The organism is Bradyrhizobium sp. HKCCYLRH2015, from assembly GCF_051168215.1.
Lineage (GTDB): Bacteria > Pseudomonadota > Alphaproteobacteria > Rhizobiales > Xanthobacteraceae > Bradyrhizobium.
In genome coordinates this window covers 101,720-119,150 of record NZ_JBNPUO010000009.1, presented here as the reverse complement: position 1 = coordinate 119,150, position 17,431 = coordinate 101,720, and the positions used below count along the sequence as shown (strand labels likewise).

At 66.5% G+C, this 17,431-nt stretch carries 15 protein-coding genes; 3 read left to right on the top strand and 12 right to left on the bottom strand.

Annotated features, from left to right (window positions below):
* Positions 1 to 33 precede the first annotated feature (33 nt).
* The 3 genes from serA to ACQR1H_RS23585 all read right to left on the bottom strand — a co-directional run bounded on the left by serA (position 34) and on the right by ACQR1H_RS23585 (position 3,433).
* Positions 34 to 1,623: a phosphoglycerate dehydrogenase gene (gene serA / locus ACQR1H_RS23595; protein ID WP_316237580.1), complete on the bottom strand. Its 1,590-nt coding sequence runs from the start codon at positions 1,621 to 1,623 to the stop codon at positions 34 to 36.
* Between the two features lie 202 nt (positions 1,624 to 1,825).
* Complete coding sequence (locus ACQR1H_RS23590; protein WP_316237581.1) at positions 1,826 to 2,998, bottom strand: phosphoserine transaminase; 1,173 nt, start codon at positions 2,996 to 2,998, stop codon at positions 1,826 to 1,828.
* A gap of 144 nt (positions 2,999 to 3,142) precedes the next feature.
* On the bottom strand, positions 3,143 to 3,433 hold the full coding sequence (locus ACQR1H_RS23585) for a hypothetical protein (protein ID WP_315803323.1): 291 nt from the start codon (positions 3,431 to 3,433) through the stop codon (positions 3,143 to 3,145).
* A gap of 106 nt (positions 3,434 to 3,539) precedes the next feature.
* Between ACQR1H_RS23585 and ACQR1H_RS23580 the strand changes: the two genes are divergently transcribed.
* Together ACQR1H_RS23580 and ACQR1H_RS23575 are read left to right on the top strand one after the other, a co-directional pair.
* A complete protein-coding gene (locus ACQR1H_RS23580; RefSeq protein WP_434908259.1) occupies positions 3,540 to 4,526 on the top strand; it encodes an aldo/keto reductase in 987 nt (328 codons plus the stop codon).
* On the top strand, positions 4,523 to 5,374 hold the full coding sequence (locus tag ACQR1H_RS23575) for an amidohydrolase family protein (protein WP_434908258.1): 852 nt from the start codon (positions 4,523 to 4,525) through the stop codon (positions 5,372 to 5,374). Before ACQR1H_RS23580 ends, ACQR1H_RS23575 begins: the two co-directional genes overlap by 4 nt.
* Here the strand turns inward: ACQR1H_RS23575 and ACQR1H_RS23570 are convergent, their stop codons facing one another.
* From ACQR1H_RS23570 to glmM, 4 genes are all read right to left on the bottom strand, one after another.
* Complete coding sequence (locus ACQR1H_RS23570) at positions 5,375 to 5,830, bottom strand: GNAT family N-acetyltransferase (RefSeq protein ID WP_316177616.1); 456 nt, start codon at positions 5,828 to 5,830, stop codon at positions 5,375 to 5,377.
* A gap of 28 nt (positions 5,831 to 5,858) precedes the next feature.
* Positions 5,859 to 6,686, bottom strand: a complete 828-nt coding sequence (locus tag ACQR1H_RS23565; RefSeq protein WP_316237585.1) for an outer membrane protein — start codon at positions 6,684 to 6,686, stop codon at positions 5,859 to 5,861.
* A 191-nt stretch (positions 6,687 to 6,877) separates the two neighbouring features.
* Positions 6,878 to 7,720 (bottom strand): outer membrane protein, encoded by an 843-nt coding sequence (locus ACQR1H_RS23560; protein ID WP_316217483.1) that lies wholly within the window; start codon positions 7,718 to 7,720, stop codon positions 6,878 to 6,880.
* A gap of 397 nt (positions 7,721 to 8,117) precedes the next feature.
* Positions 8,118 to 9,470: a phosphoglucosamine mutase gene (gene glmM / locus ACQR1H_RS23555; RefSeq protein WP_315803317.1), complete on the bottom strand. Its 1,353-nt coding sequence runs from the start codon at positions 9,468 to 9,470 to the stop codon at positions 8,118 to 8,120.
* Positions 9,471 to 9,874: 404 nt separating this feature from the next.
* On the opposite strand from glmM, the gene ACQR1H_RS23550 reads away from it, so the two are divergent.
* Complete coding sequence (locus tag ACQR1H_RS23550; protein ID WP_316237586.1) at positions 9,875 to 11,011, top strand: alpha-hydroxy acid oxidase; 1,137 nt, start codon at positions 9,875 to 9,877, stop codon at positions 11,009 to 11,011.
* A 315-nt stretch (positions 11,012 to 11,326) separates the two neighbouring features.
* Here ACQR1H_RS23550 and ACQR1H_RS23545 read toward each other — a convergent pair whose 3' ends face one another.
* The 5 genes from ACQR1H_RS23545 to ACQR1H_RS23525 form a co-directional block, all read right to left on the bottom strand.
* Entirely contained in the window at positions 11,327 to 11,905 is a 579-nt protein-coding gene (locus ACQR1H_RS23545) for a hypothetical protein (RefSeq protein WP_315803494.1), read from the bottom strand.
* 144 nt (positions 11,906 to 12,049) lie between these two features.
* A complete protein-coding gene (locus tag ACQR1H_RS23540) occupies positions 12,050 to 12,892 on the bottom strand; it encodes a shikimate dehydrogenase (protein ID WP_316177613.1) in 843 nt (280 codons plus the stop codon).
* A 117-nt stretch (positions 12,893 to 13,009) separates the two neighbouring features.
* On the bottom strand, positions 13,010 to 14,773 hold the full coding sequence (locus tag ACQR1H_RS23535) for a SulP family inorganic anion transporter (protein WP_316177611.1): 1,764 nt from the start codon (positions 14,771 to 14,773) through the stop codon (positions 13,010 to 13,012).
* A 93-nt stretch (positions 14,774 to 14,866) separates the two neighbouring features.
* On the bottom strand, positions 14,867 to 15,169 hold the full coding sequence (locus tag ACQR1H_RS23530) for a helix-turn-helix domain-containing protein (protein ID WP_315757334.1): 303 nt from the start codon (positions 15,167 to 15,169) through the stop codon (positions 14,867 to 14,869).
* A 206-nt stretch (positions 15,170 to 15,375) separates the two neighbouring features.
* The gene (locus tag ACQR1H_RS23525) at positions 15,376 to 17,424 is read right to left on the bottom strand and encodes an elongation factor G (protein ID WP_434908257.1); all 2,049 of its coding nucleotides are present in this window, start codon (positions 17,422 to 17,424) and stop codon (positions 15,376 to 15,378) included.
* Positions 17,425 to 17,431 lie beyond the last annotated feature (7 nt).

The following is a 17,431-nucleotide window of genomic DNA, read 5'->3' as shown; positions in this document are numbered from 1 at the left end:
CGCGCCGCCGTTGCAACTCATCTCATCGGACGATCAGAACGCCAGCGCCTTGGCCTGCTTGACCTGCGGCAGCGCCTGGATCTTGGCGAGCAGATCGGCCGGCACCGCACCGTCGACCTCGACCAGCGCGATCGCGTCGCTGCCCGGCGCGACGCGGCCGAGATGGAAGGTCGCGATGTTGATCTTGGCGTCGCCCAGGAGGCTTGCGAACTTGCCGATGAAGCCCGGCTTGTCCTCGTTGGTGACGTAGATCATCGACTTGCCGAACTCGGCGTCGACACGGATGCCCTTGATGTCGACGAGGCGCGGCTTGCCGTCGGCGTAGACCGTGCCCGACACCGCGCGCTCCTGGTGCTCGGTGGTGACCGCGACCGTGATCAGGCTCTCATAGTCGCTCTCGCCGGCGCGCAGCACCTCGTCGACGATCATGCCGCGCTCCTTGGCGATGACCGGCGCCGAGACCACGTTGACCTCGCCCAGCATCGGCCGCAGCAGCCCCGCCAGCACCGCCGAGGTCAGCGCCCGGGTCTTCATCTCGGCGACGTGGCCTTCATAGGTGATCTGGATCTTGGTGATGCTGCTTTCCGTGAGCTGGCCCGCGAACGAGCCGAGCTTCTCGGCGAGCGCGATGAACGGCTTCAGCTTGGGCGCTTCCTCGGCCGTGATCGACGGGAAGTTGATCGCGTTCGAGATCGCGCCGGTGAGCAGGTAGTCCGACATCTGCTCGGCGATCTGCAGCGCGACGTTCTCCTGCGCTTCCGTGGTCGAGGCGCCGAGATGCGGCGTGCAGATCACGTTGGCATGGCCGAACAGCGGATTGCTGGTGGCCGGCTCCTCGGCGAACACGTCGAGCGCGGCACCCGCGACATGCTTGCTGTTGAGCGCCGCGAGCAGCGCCTGCTCGTCGATCAGGCCGCCGCGGGCGCAATTGATGATGCGCACGCCCTGCTTCATCTTGGCGATCGCCGCGGCATCGATGATGTTGCGGGTCTTGTCGGTCAGCGGCGTGTGCAGCGTGATGAAATCGGCGCGCTTCAGCAGCTCCTCGAGCTCGACCTTCTCGACGCCGAGATCGAGCGCGCGCTCCTCGGTGAGGAACGGATCGAAGCCGATCACCTTCATGCGCAGGCCCTGCGCACGGTCGCAGACGATCGAGCCGATATTGCCGCAGCCGATCACGCCCAGCGTCTTGCCGGTGATCTCGACGCCCATGAAGCGGTTCTTCTCCCACTTGCCGGCCTGGGTCGAGGCGTCGGCCTGCGGGATCTCGCGCGCCAGCGACAGCATCATCGTGATCGCATGCTCGGCGGTCGTGATCGAATTGCCGAACGGCGTGTTCATCACGATGATGCCCTTGGCGGTTGCCGCGGGGATTTCGACATTGTCGACGCCGATGCCGGCGCGGCCGATCACCTTGAGCCGCTTGGCGCGCTCGATGATCTTGGCCGTGGCCTTGGTGGCGGAGCGGATCGCAAGGCCGTCATAGTCGCCGACGATGTCGGCGAGCTTGTCCTTGTCCTTGCCGAGATTGGGCTGGAAGTCGACCTCGATGCCGCGATCCTTGAAAATCTGCACGGCAGCCGGGGAGAGTGCGTCGGAAATGAGAACTTTGGGTTTGGACATGACGATGTTCCTTCACGCCCTCCATCACGGAGGGGCGGCGCGATGCGCCGGGATGAGGTGAAAGCTCGTAGGGTGGGCAAAGCGACTTGCCCGCCGTAGCTCTTCGAGCGAAGGCGGGAGCGTGCCCACCGCTCTCTCGCGTCAGGTGAGATAATTGGTGGGCACCGCGCGTTGCGCCTTTGCCCACCCTACGCGGAGCGCCTCAGGCGGCCTTCGGCAGCGCGGCCTTGGCCTCGGCGAACGCCCAGTCGATCCACTGCGTCAGCAGCGCGACGTCGCTGGCTTCCACGGTGGCGCCGCACCAGATGCGCAGGCCAGCCGGCGCATCGCGATAGTGTGCGAAGTCGAAGCCGGCGTTTTCCTTCTCGACCAGCGCCACCAGCTTCTTGGCGAACTCCGCCTGGGCATCGGCCGACAGCGATGTGATCGCGGGATCGATGACCTTGAGGCACACCGAGGTGTTGGAGCGGATCGCGGGATCCTGCGCCAGGAAATCGATCCAGGGCGTGCGCGCCTTCCAGTCGGCCAGCACCTTGGTGTTGGCGTCGGCGCGGGCGATCAGCGCCTTCAGGCCGCCGATCGACTTGCCCCAAGTGAGCGCATCCAGATAGTCCTCGACGCACAGCATCGACGGCGTGTTGATGGTCTCGCCCTCGAAGATGCCGGCATTGAGCTTGCCGCCCTTGGTGAGGCGGAAGATCTTCGGCAGCGGCCAGGCCGGCTTGTAGGTCTCGAGACGCTCGACTGCGCGCGGCGACAGGATGAGCATGCCATGCGCGGCCTCGCCGCCGAGCGCCTTCTGCCAGGAGAAGGTAACGACGTCGAGCTTCGGCCAGTCAAGCGGCTGGGCGAATGCAGCGGAGGTCGCATCGCAGATGGTCAGGCCTTCACGCGTCGCGCTGATCCAGTCGGCGTTGGGAACGCGGACGCCCGAGGTGGTGCCGTTCCAGGTGAAGACGACGTCGCTGGCCGGATCGACCTTCGACAGATCCGGAATCTCGCCATAGCCGGCATGCAGCTTGGTGACATCCTTGAGCTTGAGCTCCTTGACGATGTCGCTGACCCAGCCCTCGCCGAACGATTCCCAGGCGATCGTGGTGACGGGCCGCGCACCGAGCAGCGACCACAGCGCCATCTCGACCGCACCCGTGTCGGACGCGGGCACGATGCCGATCTTGTAGTCGGCCGGCACTTCGAGAACGTCGCGCGTCAGCTCGATCGCCTGCTTGAGCTTGGCTTTGCCGACCTTCGCGCGATGCGAGCGGCCGAGGGGAGCGTCCTTGAGATTTTCGGAGGTCCATCCGGGACGCTTGGCGCAGGGGCCGGAGGAGAAATGCGGCACAACAGGCCGCTGCGAGGGCTTCGCTGCAGTCATCGTCTATCCTTCCAGATAGTAAGCCTCCCGTTGGGGGGAGGTGTCCCGCCCCGGTGATTACGGGAAGGGTCGTTCCGCGTCAAGGAACTTCGCGCGCTCGCGCCGGCGTTCACGCAGTCGTGCTGGCATGCAAGCGAATGCAATTCATTCCGGCGCGGCACCGACGGGCGACTGGCCAGCCGGAGGACGATGCAGGAAGGTCATCGAGGCGTAGGCGCCGATCCAGGAGCCGACCGCAGCGAACGCGACGTAGATCCAGTTCTCCGTGTAGCTGATCACGGCGAATGACGAGAGCATGTACCAGATCGAGCTCCAGGTCGCGGCCGATACGCGCCGCTTGGCGACGACCGCCGACGTGAACATCACGTAGACCGCGTCGGTCGCCGCCGTCGCCAGCACGACTCCGAAGGCCGTCAGTGGATTGATCGCCGACATCGTCCCCTCCTCTTCGTTGTGCTGCACCATGCGACGTCATTGTTTCGTCGAACGCATCCATGCACAATGACGCGATCTGCACGCGCCGAACAACAAGGATAGAAGAATGGAACGCGTCCGTCTCGGGAGGAGCTCGCTCGACATCACCCGTCTCGGCCTCGGCACGGCGCCGCTCGGCGGCCTGTTCGCGCCGGTCAGCGATGGCGATGCCGAAGCCACGATCGCCGCGGCGTGGTCGCGCGGCGTGCGCTTCTACGACACCGCGCCGCTGTACGGCTTCGGCCTCGCCGAGCAGCGGCTCGGCGCGTTCTTGCGCCGGCAGCCGCGCGACAGCTACGTGATCTCGACCAAGGTCGGCCGGCTGTTGCGGCCGGACGCGACGGCCTCGGGCGAAGACCCGCACTACAAGGGCACGCCGCCGCTGCGGCCACAATTCGACTACTCCTATGACGGCGTGATGCGTTCGGTCGAGGAGAGCATGGTCCGGCTCGGCCTGGATCGCATCGACATCCTGCTCGTGCACGATCCCGACGATCACTACGACGAGGCCGTGGCCGGCGCCTTTCGCGCGCTGCAGCGGCTGCGCGACGACGGCAGCATCAAGGCGATCGGCGCCGGCATGAACCAGTCCGAGATGCTGGCGCGCTTTGCCGAAGCCGTTCCGGTCGACTGCTTTCTCCTGGCGGGCCGTTACACGCTGCTCGACCAGGGCGCGCTGACGGCGCTGTTTCCGATCTGCGAGAGGCAGAACATCGCCATCATTCTCGGTGGCATCTACAACAGCGGCATCCTCGCCAACCCTCATGGGCCGGCGAAGTTCAACTACGAGGATGCCGATGCCGCCCTGGTGGCGCGGGCGCGCCAGCTCGATGTGCTGTGCAGGCAGCACGGCATCGGGCTCAAGGCGGCCGCGATCCAGTTCTGCCTGGCCCATCCCGCGGTGACCGTCGGCCTGCAGGGCGCGCGCAATGCGCAGGAGGCGGCCGACAACATCGCGCTGGCGCACGCGCCGATCCCGCCCGCGTTCTGGCGCGACCTGCGCGCCAGCGACCTGGTCGACGCCCGCGCGCCGCTGCCGGGAGAGGCGCCATGAGCCGCGTCATCGATGCGCATCAGCACTTCTGGGATCCCGGTCGCGCCGACTATCCATGGATGGCCGGTGACGCGCTGGCGCCGATCCGCCGGCCGTTCGGTCCCGCCGATCTCGCCACGCTGCTGGCCGAGAACGGTCTCGACGCCAGCATCCTGGTGCAGACCCGGTCGTCGCTCGACGAGACCGAGGAATTCCTGCGCATTGCCCATGCGACGCCGTTCGTCGCCGGTGTCGTCGGCTGGGTCGACCTGACCGATCCATCGGTGGGACCAACGATCGACCGGCTGCGCGGCCTGCCCGGCGGGGACAGGCTGGTCGGCATCCGCCACCAGGTCCATGACGAGGCCGACCCGGCATGGATCTTTCGCGGCGACGTCAGGCGCGGCCTCGACATCGTGTTCGCCCGCGATTTGAGCTACGATCTGCTGGTGCGCACGCGCGAGCTGCCGGCGGCGATTGCGACGGTGCGCGCTTTTCCGAGAGCGCGCTTCGTGCTGGACCACGCGGCCAAGCCGCCGATCGCCACCGGCTTCGATCAGGACTGGGCCGATCGCATCGCCGAGCTCGCGGCCTGCGGCAATGTCTGGTGCAAGGTGTCGGGGCTCGCCACGGAAGCCGTCTGGACCGACTGGGACGCGGAGCGGCTGCAGCCCTATGTGACACATGTGGCGCGCTGCTTCGGCGCCGACAGGCTGATCTTCGGCTCGGACTGGCCGGTGTGCCTGCTCGCCGGCGGCTACGGCGAAATCAAGCAGGCGCTGGAGCAGTGCCTGCTGCGGCTCGGCTCGGACATCCGCGACAAGGCGTTCGGCCCGAACGCCGTCGCGGCCTACCGCCTGCCGCGCTGATCAGAACCGCATCACCATGCCGAAATGGCTCTTGGCGAAGCCGAGCCGCCCGTAGAAGCGCTGCGCGTCGGTGCGACTCTGATGCGTCATCAGCTCGACCAGATTGCAGCGCTGCTTGCGCGCCTCGGCGATCGCCCATTGCAGCAGCTGCTCGCCGATGCCGCGGCTGCGGCGGTCGGTGGCGACGCGGACGTCCTCGACCAGCGCGCGCGACGCACCTTGCGAGCTGAGCCCGGGCAGGATGCAGAGTTGCAGGCAGCCGACCACCCGGCCCGCCTCCTCGGCAACGATCAGGGTGATGTTCCCATCCCGCGCGATCGTCTCGAACGCGTCGTAGTAGGACTGCGGCAACGGCTGCTCGAGGCGCTCGCGCGCCCGGCCGAGATGATCGTCGGCGAGCATGGCGACAATGGCAGCGACGTCGTCGCGCTGCGCAGGACGGATGCTGATGGACATCGGCATACAGGACAGGCTTGCAATCAGCTCAGAACTTGTAGCCGAGGCCCGCGCGCACCGTATTGATGCTGGTGTCGACCGTCGAGGTGAAGCGGACGTATTCGTATTCGGCCCGCGCAAACAGGCCGCCGACCAGATTGACGTCGACGCCGAGACCGGCGCTGTAGCCGTAGATCAGGTGATTGTGCTGAAGGTTGTTGGCGCTGAGCGGCGCAAGCGGCGTGTAGGTGCCGAGAAAGGTCGTGCTGACCCGGTCCTGAACCGTCACGGACTGGCCGATATCTGCGTTGCCGAGTGCAAGGCCGAAAAATGCGTAGGGCAGGAAGCAGCCCATCGCATAGCCGGCACGACCGCGGATCGTCGCCATGTCGGTGATCGAGATCTGCGAGGACTGCGTCGACGTCACGGCGTGGAAGTTGCCGTCGGTCAGTGCGGCCGTGCTGACGAGCGTGCGGCTCGAAGAGGCCATGCCGCCGTATTTGCCGTGCAGATAGCTCGCCTCGACGCCGAGCACGACGTCGTCCCACTGACTGTTGTAGCCGACGAAGGCGCCGAAGCCCGATGCGCGCGAGGATTGCTTGCCGAGATTCGGGTTCCAGGACGAGACCTGCATCTGGCTCTCGATCAGCGTGTTGGCCAGCACCGCCGCCGTCATGTTCTTGGTCGAGCCGTTGAAATTCTCATCGGACGAGCCATAGCCGCCCTGGACGCCGACGTAGTAGCCGTCCCAGTTGACCCGCGAATTGTTCAGGCCCTCGGTCATGCTGCCGCGCAGGATCGGAAGGTCGGACAAGTCCGCGGCCTGGGCCGCGGAGATCATGCCGCACACCGAAACCGCCACCACCAGGCTACGCATCGCAACGCTCCAATCAGCACTTGAACTCTCTGTTCCGATCATCGCGCGTTAACCTTAATCATTCGTTGTCGCAGCGCTCTGCACGGAAATTCTTTCAGCGAAAACGCGCGCGCTTCGCCCGATCAGAAACGCGAAACGGCGCGGGACGCCCGCGCCGTTCGTTCGATTTGCAGTGAGGGCGAGCGCTCGATTCAGCCCTTGCGGATCAGGGCCGGCATCGGCGGCGGCGGCGGCTGGTCGAAATTCCAGCGCACGCCGAGCTTCAGGTCGTGCGAGGTGATGTCCTTGAACTTGAATACGTTGCCGGTGGTGTTCCCGACGTAGTCGGACAGGACGCCGGTCTGGCCTTGGCCTAGATCGACATAGCTGTAGGCCAGCTCCAGCACCAGGTTCGGGTTGACGTTGTAGGCCAGACCGGCATGGGCCGCCCACGCGAAATTCCATTTCGAGGAGGTCGGCGCCGTCGCGAAGCTCGTGGTCGTGAACGGCAGATTGTTGATGCCCGTGTCGGTGAAGTTCGAGACCGTCACCCGCGCACCGCCGACGCCCGCGCCGATGAACGGCGTCACGCACCACCAGGTGCCGAGATCGACATAGGCGTTGGCGAGCACCAGCCATTCCGACTTGCTGCCGCTGTAATTGTCGATGCCGCTATAGGGCACGCCGCCCGCCGTCGCGTTGAAGCGGTCGGTAGCCTTGAAGTTCGAATTGCCGCGATACTGACCGGTGACGTCGGCGCGGAACCAGCTGTTGAAGCGATAGCCGACGCCGACGCCGTAGATGCCCGCGGTATCGAACGCCGAGGTCTGATTGAACGACGTCATCGGCGTGTAGGCGGATTCGCGCGAATAGTGAACGTCCTTGACCTTCTGATTGCTGAAGCCGATGTCGCCGCGCAGATACCAGCCGCCGAAATCGGCCGCCGGCGGCGGCGCGTAGACCGGAGGCGGCATGATGGGCATGTCGGCCGCAAAGGCCAGAGTGGAAAACAGAGAGGCCGCTCCGGCGGCGATCAAAGACATAACGCTACGCATTGGCTTCGTCCCTTTGGCCGGTGAGGCAATCGAGAACCTGGCCCCACATCACAACTGACGGCCCTACAATCGCACCAAATGCTTAAGCGGCGCTTAACCCTAATAATTAAGGTTGATTTTCCATGAGCGAGTGGGAACCGTTAACGGCCGGACAACTCATCCTAACAGATCGTTAGCGGCTGCGCCGGGCGATGCAGGCAATGCGAACTAATTAGTCGACCGGCCCGGCTCATGGCGAAGCCATGCCTTCCAAATACCGATCCGCCGTACGAAATGGTTGAACGACGCGATCAGAAGCATCCTGGCGACGTACTCGGACGCGAGAAGATCGTGAGCCAGCAAAAAGGCCTGCCATCTGACGATGACAGGCCACAATCGAAAATATGATCGCCGGCGATCAGGCGGCAGCAGCCGCCGCATTGCCCACCGCGGCCACGATCTCGTCGACGACCTCCTCGACCAGGTCGCGGTCGTCGCCCTCGCCCATCACGCGGATCACCGGCTCGGTCCCGGAGGAGCGCACGAGCAGTCGGCCATGGCCGTTGAGGCGCTTCTGTCCGGTATCGATCGCCGACTTCACCTCGTCCGCGTCGAGCGGCTTGCCGCTGCGATAGCGCACATTCTTGAGGATCTGCGGCAGCGGATCGAAGCGGTGGCAGACCTCGGACACCGGACGGCGCAGCCTCTGCACCGTCGCCAGCACCTGCAGCGCGGCGACGAAGCCGTCCCCCGTGGTCGCGTAGTCCGAGAGAATGATATGGCCCGACTGCTCGCCGCCGAGATTGTAGCCGTCGGCCAGCATGCGCTCGAGAACGTAGCGGTCGCCGACCGGCGTGCGCACCAGTTCGAGCCCCTGCCCCTGCAGGAAGCGCTCGAGACCGAGATTGGACATCACGGTCGCGACGATACCGGCGCGCGCCAGGCGGCCGTCCTCCTTCCAGCTCTGCGCGATGACCGCGAGCAGCTGGTCGCCATCGACGATGTGGCCGCGCTCATCGACCAGGATCACGCGATCCGCGTCGCCGTCGAGCGCGATGCCGATGTCGGCGCGCATCTCACGCACCTTGCGGCACAGCGCCTCCGGCGAGGTCGAACCGCATTCCTTGTTGATGTTGAAGCCGTCCGGATCGACCCCGATCGAGATCACGTCGGCGCCGAGCTCCCACAGCGCCTCGGGCACGACCTTGTAGGCCGCGCCGTTGGCGCAATCGACCACGACGCGCAGGCCGTCGAGCGAGAGGTCGCGCGGCAGGGTGCGCTTGGCGAATTCGATGTAGCGATCGTGCACGCCGTCGATGCGGCGGGCGCGGCCGAGGCTCGCGCTCTGCGCCAGCTTCTTGTCGAGCGATTCATCGAGCAGTTGCTCGATCTGCCTCTCGACATCGTCGGACAGCTTGAAACCCTGCGGCCCGAACAGCTTGATGCCGTTGTCCTCGAACAGATTGTGCGAAGCTGAGATCATGACGCCGAGATCGGCGCGCATCGACTTGGTGAGCATCGCGACCGCCGGCGTCGGCATCGGGCCGACCAGCAGCACGTCCATGCCGACCGAGGTGAAGCCGGCCACCATGGCGTATTCGATCATGTACCCGGAGAGGCGCGTATCCTTGCCGATCACCACGCGGTGGCGGTGCTCGCCGCGCTGGAACAGAAGACCTGCGGCCTGCCCCACCTTGAGCGCGAGTTCCGGCGTGATCAGGCCGTTGGCGCGGCCACGAATCCCATCGGTCCCGAAATAGTTACGGCTCATATGACCCCCAGCAACGGCTTCTGGATTTCGTTACCGGCGGGTGCGAATCACGGGAGCCGCCCTGCCGGTCAGCCCGCGGGTTATAGTCGCCTTAAGGCTAAGATGGCTTCAAAAAATATGATGAATCATTACCACGAAACCGCCATAGCCTCTGTAAGCCGTTGTTAAGGCTAATTTTTCATTCGACCTGACGGCTCCGGAGGGCTCGCCCGCCGGAGCCCGCCGCAGCCGGAATGTGCTCGCTCCGGCAGCCCCGACGTCGTGTTGCGTGACGCGCGCAGTTTGCCCTGCCTTGCCCAGACGCCGTTGCGGTTCCCAAGTTGGATTTGGCAGGCGCCGCAAAGATGCTAGATGACTGCCCCAGCCTTAAGAAACGAGACGCCGGTGGGGAGCCGAAGACCGCGATGAAACACGTCACCTGCATTGAAGACCTGCGCCTGCTGCACAAGCGCCGCGTGCCCAAAGCCTTCTTCGACTACGCCGATCGCGGCTCCTATGCCGAGGAGACGCTGCGCGCCAACCGCGACGATCTGCAGAAGATCAAATTCCGCCAGCGCATCCTGGTCGACGTGTCCAAGCGCGATCTGTCGACGACGATCCTCGGCGAGCCCGCGTCGATGCCGCTGATCCTGGCGCCGGTCGGCCTCCTGGGCATGCAGCATGGCGACGGCGAGATTCACGCCTGCCGCGCGGCGCAGGCCGCCGGCATCCCGTTCACGCAGAGCACGATGTCGATCTGCTCGATCGAGGACATCGCTGCTAGCGTCGAGAAGCCGTTCTGGTTCCAACTCTACGTCATGAAGGACCGCGGCTTCATTAAGGCCCTGGTCGAGCGCGCGATCGCCGCGAAGTGCAGCGCACTATGCCTGACCGTCGACCTGCAGGTGATCGGCCAGCGTCACCAGGACATCAAGAACGGCATGAGCGTGCCGCCGGAATGGACGCTGTCGAAGCTGTTCGATTTCGCGATCAGGCCGGCCTGGGTGCAGGGCGTGCTGCAGGGCAAGCGCCGGACGTTCGGCAACATCGCCGGCCACGTGAAGAACACCGAGGACCTGACCAAGCTCTCGGCCTGGACCGCGGCGCAGTTCGACACCTCGCTGAACTGGAAGGACGTCGACTGGATCCGCTCGATCTGGCCGGGCAAGCTGATCATCAAGGGCATCCACGACATCGAAGACGCCAAGCTCGCGGTCGAGACCGGCGCGCAGGCGATGGTCGTCTCCAACCACGGCGGCCGCCAGCTCGACGGCGCGCCGTCCTCGATCCACGTGCTGCCCGGCATTGCGGAAGCGGTCGGCGACAAGATCGAGATCATGTTCGATGGCGGCATCCGCTCCGGCCAGGACGTGATGCGTGCGCTCGCGCTCGGTGCCAAATCCTGCATGCTCGGCCGCGCCTATGCCTACGGCCTCGGCGCCGGCGGCCAGGCCGGCGTCGCCAAGGCCATCGACATCATCCGCAACGAGCTCTTGACGACGATGGGCCTGTGCGGCGTCAACACGGTGGCCGAGATCGACCGCAAGGTGCTGGCGGATTAGGCGGAGTTGGGTCGAGGGTCTAAGTTGTTAGGCAATCCCTGTCGGCGCTGACGGTGCAACCTCTCCCCGCTCTTTGCGGGGTGAGGTCGGATTGCGCAGCAATCCGGGTGGGGGGCATGGCACCGACGAAGCTCCGATCAGTCCATCGGGCGGGCACAACGCCTCCAACTTCCGTTGCAATGGAAGGGACGTACTCACAGGCATTTGCCAGGCCGTCAGAACATCAGTTCGCTGCTATTAGCTGCACCACCCGTGCCGCTGCCCCTCTCCCCGTAAAGAACGGGGAGAGGGAGCGCACCGTGCTCGCGGCGCCGCCTACATCGGCGGCGTCAGCCCGTCGCGGCCGACGCTGACGCGGCTGGTCTCGAGCGAACCGTCAGGCAACGGCTTGACGATCGCGATCACCTTGGCGCCGGCTTTCAGCTCGGACTTGTCGCCGGGCACGAAGGTCACGATCGGCGTGTCCGGCGCGATGTCGACGCGCTTCTCGCCGCCCTTGTACTTGACCAGCAACGTATGGCCGTCGGTCGAGACCGAGCTTTCGGATACGGTGGCGTTGGTCATGCTCGAGTTCGGCTTCAGGTCCCACGACCGCGAGCCTTCGCCCGTGCCGCGCATGTCCTCGGGAAAAATGTGGATCTCGACCGCCTTCGGCGCGCCGTCCGGACCGGGCACCGTGGTGGCGCCGATGAACGAGCCCAGCTTGATGTCGGAAAGCTGCGCCTTGACGACACCCGAGACGCGCAGATCACCGGCCATGCGCAGCTTGAAGATCTCGCCGCTGCGGGCTTTCACCGTCATGGTATCGGCGTCGACGCTTTCGATGGCGCCGCGCACGCGCGTCGGCACTGGCGCCTGCTGCGCGATGGCGGTCAGCGACGCCGCCGCAACCATTGCGAGCGCGGCGACCGGACGGATCAGAACGAGACGGGCAGACATGCTGAAAACTCCGAGGGCTCGAGAGACGCGTTCCGCGCTCGTATCGGAGACGCGGGCATCTGACGAGTGAAACGCCGGAGAGGGCCGCTCATTCCACATTCAAGCCCTTGTGAGATCAGCCTCGACCAACGCGCGCAGTTCGGGCGTGACCTGGGGGCGGCGGTGGAACCACAATTCGAAGCCGCGCACCGCCTGGTGCAGCAGCATGCCGAGCCCATCGGCGGTGCGCAGGCCCCGCGATCGCGCGGCGCCGAGCAATCGCGTCTCCAGTGGCACGTAGACGAGGTCGGCGACCACGGCGTGCGGCGACAGCAGATCGACGTCGAGCTCGAGCGGCGGCTGGCCGTGCATGCCGAGCGAGGTGGTGTTCACGAACAGGCCCGCGCGCGGCAGCAGCGCGCCGACGCGATCCCAGCCTTCGGCAACGACCCGGTCGCCGAACTGATCGGCCAGCGCCTGCGCGCGCGCAGCGGTGCGGTTGACCACATGGACGCGGCCGATGCCGCGCTCGAGCAGACCGAACACGACGGCCCGCGCCGAGCCGCCAGAGCCGAGCACCAGCGCCTCGTCGGTGCGGTCCCAGCCCGGGGCGGCGGCATCCAGGTTGCCGATAAAGCCTTCGACGTCGGTGTTGGTGGCCCGCAGGATGCGGTCCTCGTACCACAACGTATTCGCGGCGCCGACGGCACGGGCGCGCGCGTCCGGCTCGGTCAGCTCCAGCACGCGCTCCTTGTGCGGAATGGTGACATTGGCGCCGACGAAGCCGCGGCGGTCGAGATGCGTGACGAAATCCGCAAGCTCTTCCGGCGGCACCGCCTCGATGGTGTAGCCGCCGGCAATGCCGAGCTCATGCAGCCAATGATGATGGATCAGGGGCGAGCGCGAATGCGCGGCAGGCCAGCCGATCAGGCACGCGGCGCGGGGTTTGGCGGCGACGGTCATGGCCGTGACATCGGACAAGCTCCGGCCGGAGTCAATGCTGCGGGCCGGTCGAACCGGCCGCGACGACGAAGCCGGCCGTCGGTGCGCCTCGGTGGAGACCGGCGCGCGAGGCCGGACTCAGCTCGCCGCCAGCCCGTCGGAGATGTCCTCCTGCGGCGTCTCCTTGCCCTTGATGTCGGCGACCGCGCGCTCGATGGTCTCGCGGAAGCGCACCAGCGGCGGCCGCACGCCGTGGGTCAGCAGCGCCCGGCGCACGGTCGGTGATGCGCCGGTGATGAACAGGCGGATGCCCTGGCGCCTGGCCTTGGCGGCGACGCGGCTCATGGCGTTGGCGGCTGTCGAATCCAGGAACGGCACCGCTGCGAAGTCGACCACGAAGGCCTTGCGGCGGTCGGCGATCGAGTCGAGCACGGTGCCGACGGTCGAGGCGGCGCCGAAGAAGAACGCGCCGGTGATGCGATAGACCAGCACGTCCTTGTCGGCGCTGAGCTTCGGATTGTACGGCACCCGCGCCTCATCCTCGAAGTCGGCGCGGTCCTTTGCGGCCAGAGGCGACCCGCCCTCGACGCCGGTCATCTGCGCCATGCGGTTGATGAACAGCACGGCGCCGAGCGCGAAGCCGACCAGGATGCCCTCGGTGAGATCGCGGAAGATCGTGAGCCCGAAGGTTGCGAGCAGCACCGTGGCATCGCCCCAGGACGATCGGATCAGGGTGGCGAACTCGTGCTTCTCCGCCATGTTCCAGGCGACAACGACGAGCACCGCGGCAAGCGCCGACAGCGGGATGTAGCTCGCCAGCGGCGCTGCGATCAGCATGAACACCAAAAGAAACAGCGAATGCAGCATGCCCGACACCGGCCCGCGCGCGCCGGCGCGGACGTTGGTCGCGGTGCGCGCGATGGTTCCGGTGACGCAGATGCCGCCGAACAAGGCCGAGCCGATATTGGCAAAGCCCTGCGCCACCAGCTCGCAGTTGGAGCGATGGCGGCGGCCGGTCATGCCGTCGGCGACCACGGCCGAGAGCAGCGACTCGATCGCCCCGAGCAGCGTGAAGGCAATCGCATCGGGAAACACCGCCTGGATCTTGGCAAGCGAAAACGCCGGCAGCGCCGGTGCCGGCAGCTCGCGCGGGATGCCGCCGAAGCGGGTGCCGATGGTCTCGACGGGAAGCTGCAACGCGTAGGTGATGATGGCGGCGACCACGACCGCGATCAGGATGCCGGGCCAGGTCGGCCGCAGATGCTTGAGGCCGACGATGATCGCGATCGACAACGCGGCCGTCGCGACCGCAGGCATGGTCGCGGTCGGCGCACCATGCGCGAGCGCCGCGAGCTTCGGAATCAGCTCGCCCGGCTCCTTGCCCGCAAGCGTGATACCGAACAGATCCTTCAGCTGGCTGGCAAAGATGATGACGGCGATGCCCGCGGTGAAGCCGACCGTGACCGGATAGGGAATGAACTTGATGTAGGTGCCGAGCCGCAGATATCCGGCGATCACCAGCATCACGCCGGACATCATCGCCGCGATCAGCAGGCCATCGAGACCCTGGCGATCGACCGTCGCAGCGACCAGCACGATGAAGGCACCCGCGGGACCGCCGATCTGAAAGCGGCTGCCCCCGAGCAGCGAAACCAGGAAGCCGCCGACCACGGCGGTGTAGAGGCCGCGCCCCGGCGAGACACCGGAGGCGATCGCGATCGCCATCGACAGCGGCAGCGCCACGATCGCTACCGTCAGGCCCGCCAGCGCGTCGGCACGAAAGTCGCTGAGGCCGTAGCCCTCGCGCAAGACCGTCAGGAGCTTGGGGGAATAAAGCTCGGCGAAGGTCGGCTCATGATGTCCGACCCGCCCGTGCGAACGGTGTTCGTTTGCGATGCTCATGCCGACCACGCTCCCGTCGCCTCATCGGACCGCGGCGCAGCCGACGATGCGTCCCACACGAAGCGCTCAGGAGCCCCGTGGCGCGCGATGAGCCTAGCTCGCGTCATCGCGCACAATGTCAGTTTGACGGCCCATGCGGCGAGGCGGCCCCGGGTCCTTCAGGCGAACACCACGCCCGCCATTCTCACTGCGGGAATGCTCACCGATCAGATCCACGCCCGCACGATTGAGCGCATCGACGACCTTGGTCAGCGAGTCCACCACGCCGCGGACGTTGCCCGTGGAGGCTTCCATCCGCTGGATCGTCGGCAGCGACACGCCGGCCAGCTCGGCCAAGGTTCTCTGATCTATCCCGAGCAGCGCTCGCGCTGCCCGCATCTGGAACGACGTGATCACGATGGCCTCACGTGGCAGACACCATAAATGATGTCTGAGACAAAGACAATGATGTAAAATACATCATAAACTGATCTCGGACGCAAGCTGGAAGCCGGCCCTCGCCGTCCGTCCCCTGCGCGCGCGAGCGACGGCCATGACGCGATCCGGCCCGCCATCCCGAGCGAGGATGACGGGCCGGTGCTGTTCGGCGCGAAGCGTTCGGCTCAGGCGGCGTCGCGATGCGAGGCGATGATGTGATCGGCGGCGCGGCCGGTCACCTCGGCCATATGGTCGAACTGGCGGGTGAAGCTGCCGGCGCCGGCCGTGGCCGAGCGCAATTCGACGATCAACTCGCCGATCTCCGCCTCCGGCATCATCGCCCGCACGCAGTCCCAGCCCGGCCAGCCGTCACGGGTATCGAAGGACAGGATCTGGCCGCGCCGCGCCGACAGGATCGCGTTGATCCTGGCGGTCGCTTCCGTCGGGCAGACGATCTCGACGGTGTGGATCGGCTCCAGCAGCACCGGCGCGCATTGCGGCAGGCCTTCGCCGACGCCGGCCCGCGCCGCGGTGCGGAACGCGAGGTCGGACGAATCAACGCTGTGATAGGAGCCGTCGGTGAGCGTCACCTCGACGTCGATCACCGGAAAGCCCAGGGGGCCGCGGGCCATTGCGTCGACGACGCCCTCCTCCACCGCCGGGATGTAGTTGCGCGGCACCGCGCCGCCGACCACCTTCTCGGCGAAGCGGAAGCCTTCGCCGCGCGGCAGCGGCTTGATGTCGAGCACGACGTCGCCGAACTGGCCGTGCCCGCCGGACTGCTTCTTGTGGCGGCCGCGCTGCGTGATCGGCTTGCGGATGGTCTCCTGATAGCCGATCGCGGGCTGGTGCGATTTGACGTTGACGCCGAAACGGTCGCGCAGCCGCTCCAGCGCGACGCGCAGATGCATCTCGCCCTGCCCCCACAGCACGGTGTCGTGGGTGCGCGGGTTCTGCACCATGGTCAGCGACGGATCCTCCTCATGCAGCCGCTGCAAGGCCTGGCCGAGCTTGACGTCGTCCTTGCGGTCCACGGCGGCGATCGAGAGCGCCAGCACCGGCGGGCACGCCTCCACCTTTGCCAGCGGCGGTGGCGCCGTCTTGCCGGTCGCAACCGTATCGCCGGTCTTGACCGCATCGAGCTTGCCGAGCGCCACCGTGTCCCCGGCCTCGGCGCCCGCGCGCTTGCTGTCATAGGCGCCGGTGGCAGCCAGGATGCCGGACACGCGCGCCGCCTCGCCCGAGGCGGCATGCAGCGTCGCGCCGTCGTCGAGATGGCCGGACAGCACCCGCGTCAATGACAGCTTGCCGCCATGCTGCAGATGCAGCGTCTTGAAGACATAGCCGAGCGCCTCCTTGGTGTCCTTCACACCGAGCCGCCGCGCGGTCTCGGCGATTCCGGGCGCCTCGTGGCGCAGCGCCTTCATCAGCCGCAGCACGCCGTTCTCGCGCAGCGCCGAGCCCAGCAGCACCGGGCAGATCAGTCCCTCGCGCAATTCGCGCGCGAGATCATCGAACACGGCGTCGCGCGGCGGCGGGATGTCCTCCAGCAGCTGCTCCATCAGCGAATCGTCGTGATCGGCGAGCTTCTCCAGCATCGAGAAGCGCGCCTCCTTCTCACGGTCGAGATCGCCGCCTTCGAGCGCGATGACTTCCGACGCCTTGTGCTCGCGATAGATGAAGGCGCGCTCCAATGCGAGGTCGACGAAGCCCTCGATCAGCTCGCCGTTCCAGATCGGGATCTGGCGCAGCACCAGCGGCACGCGCGAGGCCGGCTGCAAGGTCGCGAGCGTCTCCCTGACACGTGCATTGGCGCGGTCGATCTTGTTGAGGAACAGGAAGCGCGGGATGCGCAGCTCCTCGAGCTCGCGCAGGATGATCTGCAATTGCGGCAGCTTCTTCTCATCGGCCTCGCAGACCACGATGGCGGCATCGACCGCCGGCAGCGCGGCGCGCATGTCGTGGATGAACTCGATCGAGCCGGGACAATCGAGGAAGGTGTAGCTGTCGCCCATGAAGGTCGTGGTCGCCGCCGTCATGGCGACGCTCATCTTGTGCTGGCGCGCCTCCGGGCTGGCATCGCCGACGGATGTGCCGGCGTCGACGCTGCCCGCGCGCGCGATCGCGCCCGTCCGCGCCAGGATCGCCTCCAAGAGAGTGGTTTTACCGCTTTGGAAAGGGCCCACCAGCGCGATGCACCGTGGACCTCGGGGACTTCTCAGGTCTTGTCCCATTCGCCGC

What these genes read in the sequence shown, in the direction of transcription:
- glmM (WP_315803317.1), bottom strand. Translation starts at nt 9,470, where the DNA reads ATGAGCCGTAACTATTTCGGGACCGATGGGATTCGTGGCCGCGCCAAC.
- ACQR1H_RS23550 (WP_316237586.1), top strand. Translation starts at nt 9,875, where the DNA reads ATGAAACACGTCACCTGCATTGAAGACCTGCGCCTGCTGCACAAGCGC.
- ACQR1H_RS23525 (WP_434908257.1), bottom strand. Translation starts at nt 17,424, where the DNA reads ATGGGACAAGACCTGAGAAGTCCCCGAGGTCCACGGTGCATCGCGCTG.
- ACQR1H_RS23585 (WP_315803323.1), bottom strand. Translation starts at nt 3,433, where the DNA reads ATGTCGGCGATCAATCCACTGACGGCCTTCGGAGTCGTGCTGGCGACG.
- ACQR1H_RS23545 (WP_315803494.1), bottom strand. Translation starts at nt 11,905, where the DNA reads ATGGTTGCGGCGGCGTCGCTGACCGCCATCGCGCAGCAGGCGCCAGTG.
- ACQR1H_RS23580 (WP_434908259.1), top strand. Translation starts at nt 3,540, where the DNA reads ATGGAACGCGTCCGTCTCGGGAGGAGCTCGCTCGACATCACCCGTCTC.
- ACQR1H_RS23590 (WP_316237581.1), bottom strand. Translation starts at nt 2,998, where the DNA reads ATGACTGCAGCGAAGCCCTCGCAGCGGCCTGTTGTGCCGCATTTCTCC.
- ACQR1H_RS23535 (WP_316177611.1), bottom strand. Translation starts at nt 14,773, where the DNA reads ATGAGCATCGCAAACGAACACCGTTCGCACGGGCGGGTCGGACATCAT.
- serA (WP_316237580.1), bottom strand. Translation starts at nt 1,623, where the DNA reads ATGTCCAAACCCAAAGTTCTCATTTCCGACGCACTCTCCCCGGCTGCC.
- ACQR1H_RS23560 (WP_316217483.1), bottom strand. Translation starts at nt 7,720, where the DNA reads ATGCGTAGCGTTATGTCTTTGATCGCCGCCGGAGCGGCCTCTCTGTTT.
- ACQR1H_RS23570 (WP_316177616.1), bottom strand. Translation starts at nt 5,830, where the DNA reads ATGTCCATCAGCATCCGTCCTGCGCAGCGCGACGACGTCGCTGCCATT.
- ACQR1H_RS23565 (WP_316237585.1), bottom strand. Translation starts at nt 6,686, where the DNA reads ATGCGTAGCCTGGTGGTGGCGGTTTCGGTGTGCGGCATGATCTCCGCG.
- ACQR1H_RS23540 (WP_316177613.1), bottom strand. Translation starts at nt 12,892, where the DNA reads ATGACCGTCGCCGCCAAACCCCGCGCCGCGTGCCTGATCGGCTGGCCT.
- ACQR1H_RS23575 (WP_434908258.1), top strand. Translation starts at nt 4,523, where the DNA reads ATGAGCCGCGTCATCGATGCGCATCAGCACTTCTGGGATCCCGGTCGC.